Genomic DNA, 4200 nt, shown 5'->3' with positions numbered 1-4200 from the left:
CCTCAAGCCCTTTTGTCTCCTGTGCAATTGCCTGTGATATCCGGTCAAACTCTTTTTGCACTGCTGATGCAGTCATTGAAAGATTGGTCCGATCAATCATCAGATTCCGCATTTCTGTTTCACGGGCCTGTACACGCTCCTCCTGCCGTTTTACACTGGTGTACACATCAGAAAGCCGTCGGTTTGCCTCCTCCTTATCTCTTCCCGCCCGATCAATAGACCGGTGAAATCCTTCAATTGCTGCTTTCGCCTCAGCTATGCGGGACACAAGAGTCATGTACTCAGCTCCGGTCTTTGCTGCAATCTTCTGATCAATACTGGCTATCTCATCCCGGATTGAATCCCGCTCGTGTGATTTCCATGAGATATCAGATTCAACCCGACTCATCTGTTCTTTCTCTTCAACAATCGACAATAACAGGGCGTCCTGATCCTTCCTTCGTGCTGCCAGACGGGCCGCTGATCGGCACATGGCCAGATAGCGGATCTCTTCCTGTAACTTCCGGTATGAGACAGCCTGCTCCTTTTGTTTCTCAAGTTGTGTAAGCCGGACGCTGAGTTCCTCAATATGGACCGACTCCTCTGTCATCCGTTCCCTGACCTGAGACAACTCAGCATGGGCCAGTTCTTTCTTTGCGTCAAATTCAGCAACCCCGGCGATCTCATCAATAATCTTTCTCCGCTCGGTGTCGCTCATCTCAATAATCCGGTTGATGTCCCCCTGCATGACCACATTATATCCATGAGGAATTATCCCATAACCGGCAAGAAATTCCAGAAGTTCTGTCTGTCTGCACGGGCGGCCGTTCAGATACAGATAATTATAATAGGTATTTTCAGTCCTCTTAATCCGGCGTCTGATTACAGTCCCGTCAGAGAAGGTGATCTCAACTTCTGCTGTATTTCTGTCAGAATTGAGGTTGATCAAATCAGTAAGCCGCTCAGCACGGAGATGACGGGATGAGGAGAGGGCAAGGACAAACAGAATACTATCGATAATATTACTCTTTCCAGAACCGTTCGGTCCGGAAATGACGGTGAATCCAGGTAAAAATGGGATTTTCGTTTTTCTACCGAAAGATTTGAAATTATCTATTTCAAGCTGTGTAATATGCAAACCCTTACACCAGAGCTAGGAAGGGAGTTTTTCTGCTTACGAATCTTCTGAAGGCTCTTTATCTTCGGCAATGATAAGATCATTGTGACCGCTTCTCTGATGCTGGTCCTTATATCTCATCCGTGCATCACGGGCGGATGCAATAATTATTTCTCCCCCGCTCTCCTTTTCCGGCTGAAGTGTCCCATCAGGCTGCATTTTCAGCGTGATCTTATCCCGTGCAGGAGGATTCTGCGGTTTTCCCGGTATGCTCTCCTGATCTGCAGCCTCACGCTCTACTTTTCCTCTGGAGATCGGTGGAGCAACTGCCTGGATAACCGGTGGCGGGCGCTGCTCTTTCTTCAGTTTCATGACCACCGCCTTCATGTCCAGCATTTCATCAGTCAGACCCTTGATGAGCGCTTCCATATCGGCGACCTTCCGTTCAAGAAGGCGCACCCGCTCATCAAGATTATTTGTCCCATACCCTTCTTCGCTCATGAATCACGACCCTGATTGAACCGGTTCATCCAGTCTGTGTTAGTATTTGATACTAATACATATATATTTCCCTTTCCTATTTTTCATGTTATCCTGCACACACTCGCAGCCAGACTAAAAATTCAGAAATTACAAAACCATATTACCCTTTTATGCCAGATGTGTATGCACATGTCCTATCTGGAAACGACTGATCCAGAAATTGCAGCGATCATCGAGAAAGAAACCATTCGTCAGATAAATGGTCTTGAACTTATTGCTTCAGAGAATGTTGTCAGTAAGGCAGTCCTTGAAGCTACCGGTTCAATAATGACGAACAAATACGCCGAAGGGTATCCGGGCAAGCGATACTATGGCGGGTGTGAGTTCCATGACATGGCGGAAAACCTGGCCCGTGACAGGGTATGTTCCCTGTTTGGCGCGGAACATGCGAATGTTCAGCCTCACTCCGGAAGTCAGGCAAATATGGCTGTATATTTTACAGTCCTAAAACCAGGTGACAAGATCCTCTCAATGAACCTCTCTCAGGGAGGGCATCTATCCCATGGTTCTCCAGTGAATTTTTCCGGTATCATTTATGAATCACACCAGTATGGAGTGGATTTAAAGACCGAGCGGATGGATTATGGAAGCATTGCTGAAATGGCCCGGAAGATCAGGCCAAAGATAATTGTCTGTGGTGCCAGTGCCTATCCGCGAGAGATCGATTTTAAAGCCTTTGCAGAGATCTCTGAAGAGGTCGGAGCATATTGTCTCGCAGATATCGCACATATTGCAGGTCTGTGTGCAACCGGTATCCACCCAAGCCCAGTCGGTCTGACGACCTTTACTACATCTACCACACATAAGACCCTTCGTGGTCCGCGTGGCGGATTCATCCTTTGTGATAAGGAATTTGCAGCACCGATCGATAAAGCCGTTTTCCCGGGTATGCAGGGCGGACCGCTGATGCATATCATCGCAGCAAAAGCAGTCTGTTTCAAGGAAGCCTCTACAAAAGAGTTCAAAAAGTACTCTGAACAGGTTGTAAAGAACGCACGGACTATTGCAGAGACCTTGTCTGCAAACAATGTAAGACTGGTGTCAGGCGGAACTGATAATCATCTCTGTCTCCTTGATCTGACAAACTTTGGCATTACCGGACTTGAAGCGGAACAGGCTCTTGGAAATGCAGGGATAACGGTCAATAAAAATACAATCCCCAATGAAACAAAAAGTCCCTTCGTCACCAGTGGTCTTCGAGTCGGAACCCCTGCGGTCACCAGCCGGGGTATGAAAGAGAGTGAGATGAAACAGATTGGTGAATGGATATCCGCGGTTATCAGTGATATTAAAAATACAGGACTTCAGGAGAAGATCAGGGAAGAAGTCAAATCCCTTGCCAGCCAATATCCCCTTTATCCTGATCTGACATGATATTAGATGGTAAAGGACTTGCAGCACGAAGACTCGAACTGCTAAAAGAAGATATCCTGGAAGGGGGCCTTACCCCCACCCTTGCCACGGTGATCGTCGGGGATGATCCTGCATCCCATATGTATGTCAGGATGAAACACCGGGCATGTGAGCAGGTTGGGATCTCATCGGTTAACATCTCCCTGCCCGAAGACACAACGACACGTACTATTCTTGATAGGATACGTCAATTAAACGAAGATCCAGACATTGACGGCATACTCGTCCAGCTCCCCCTTCCAAAATCCATCGACACCGAAGCGGTTCTTGCCGCTATTCTTCCCCAGAAAGATGTCGACGGGTTTCATCCGCTCAATATGGGCCGGCTGGTGACAGCTCTGCCAGGGCCAAGGCCATGCACACCAAAGGGGATAATGACCCTGTTGCATGAGTATAAAATTCCCATTGCAGGAAAACGGGCTGTTGTTGTCGGAAGAAGTGTTGATGTGGGTCGCCCGATAGCACTATTACTCCTGCATGCTGATGCAACGGTTACCATCTGTCACAGTAAAACCGAAAACCTTTCGGAAATTACAACGCAGGCAGATATTCTGGTGAGTGCAGCCGGAAAGGCAGGGATAATAACTGCAGAAATGGTCAAACCTGGTGCAACGGTTATTGATGTCGGAACAAACCAGGTAAACGGAAAACTCTGCGGTGATGTTGCCTTTGAAGAGGTTGAGAAAGTCGCCGGGGCGATAACTCCGGTCCCTGGCGGTGTCGGGCCGATGACCATCGCATCCCTGATGGAAAATACCGCTGATATTGCAAGGAACAGATGCGGGCCTTCTCTGTAAAAAGCATCCATATCGGCAGGCCATATCCTGTCCTGATGGGTGTTGTAAACATCAGTCCCGAATCTTTTTATCCTGGCTCCTTTGTTCCCATATCATCCGTTGCTGATACGGTAGAGCGCATGATTGAGAACGGGGCAGAAATCCTGGACATCGGGGCCAGAAGTACCGCACCTGGAAGTCCCCCCATATCTATTGCTGAAGAGAAGACACGGATACAAGAATGTCTTACCCAGTTGCAGGGTGAGGATTACATCATCAGTATCGATACCATGTATCCAGAAGTACTGGACATGGCCCTTCATTTTGATATTAGTCTTGCCAATGACATATCCGGCCTTGCAAACCCGGCTC

General features: G+C 48.0%; 5 protein-coding genes. 3 read left to right on the top strand and 2 right to left on the bottom strand.

Annotated elements, in window-relative coordinates; genetic code table 11:
- Both PLA23_RS08395 and PLA23_RS08390 read right to left on the bottom strand, forming a co-directional pair.
- On the bottom strand, positions 1-1117 hold a 1117-nt coding region (locus PLA23_RS08395), incomplete at its 3' end, for an AAA family ATPase (protein ID WP_324474848.1).
- 36 nt (positions 1118-1153) lie between these two features.
- The gene (locus PLA23_RS08390) at positions 1154-1597 is read right to left on the bottom strand and encodes a DUF7518 family protein (RefSeq protein WP_324329141.1); all 444 of its coding nucleotides are present in this window, start codon (positions 1595-1597) and stop codon (positions 1154-1156) included.
- Positions 1598-1768: 171 nt separating this feature from the next.
- Between PLA23_RS08390 and glyA the strand changes: the two genes are divergently transcribed.
- From glyA to PLA23_RS08375, 3 genes are all read left to right on the top strand, one after another.
- Positions 1769-3013: a serine hydroxymethyltransferase gene (gene glyA / locus PLA23_RS08385; RefSeq protein WP_324329156.1), complete on the top strand. Its 1245-nt coding sequence runs from the start codon at positions 1769-1771 to the stop codon at positions 3011-3013.
- On the top strand, positions 3010-3849 hold the full coding sequence (gene folD, locus PLA23_RS08380; RefSeq protein WP_324329143.1) for a bifunctional methylenetetrahydrofolate dehydrogenase/methenyltetrahydrofolate cyclohydrolase FolD: 840 nt from the start codon (positions 3010-3012) through the stop codon (positions 3847-3849). Before glyA ends, folD begins: the two co-directional genes overlap by 4 nt.
- Positions 3831-4200 (top strand): dihydropteroate synthase (locus PLA23_RS08375; protein ID WP_324474847.1); only part of this gene is annotated, 370 nt, incomplete at its 3' end. The genes folD and PLA23_RS08375, both read left to right, overlap by 19 nt.

It is taken from the genome of Methanospirillum sp. (assembly GCF_035406105.1).
Classification (GTDB): Archaea; Halobacteriota; Methanomicrobia; order Methanomicrobiales; family Methanospirillaceae; genus Methanospirillum.
The sequence above is the reverse complement of the archived record's forward strand: the minus strand, read 5'-3'. Positions and strand labels throughout refer to the sequence as shown.

Excerpts from the sequence above, each read along its gene's own strand:
- glyA (WP_324329156.1), top strand. The coding sequence starts at position 1,769 with ATGTCCTATCTGGAAACGACTGATCCAGAAATTGCAGCGATCATCGAG.
- folD (WP_324329143.1), top strand. The coding sequence starts at position 3,010 with ATGATATTAGATGGTAAAGGACTTGCAGCACGAAGACTCGAACTGCTA.
- PLA23_RS08390 (WP_324329141.1), bottom strand. The coding sequence starts at position 1,597 with ATGAGCGAAGAAGGGTATGGGACAAATAATCTTGATGAGCGGGTGCGC.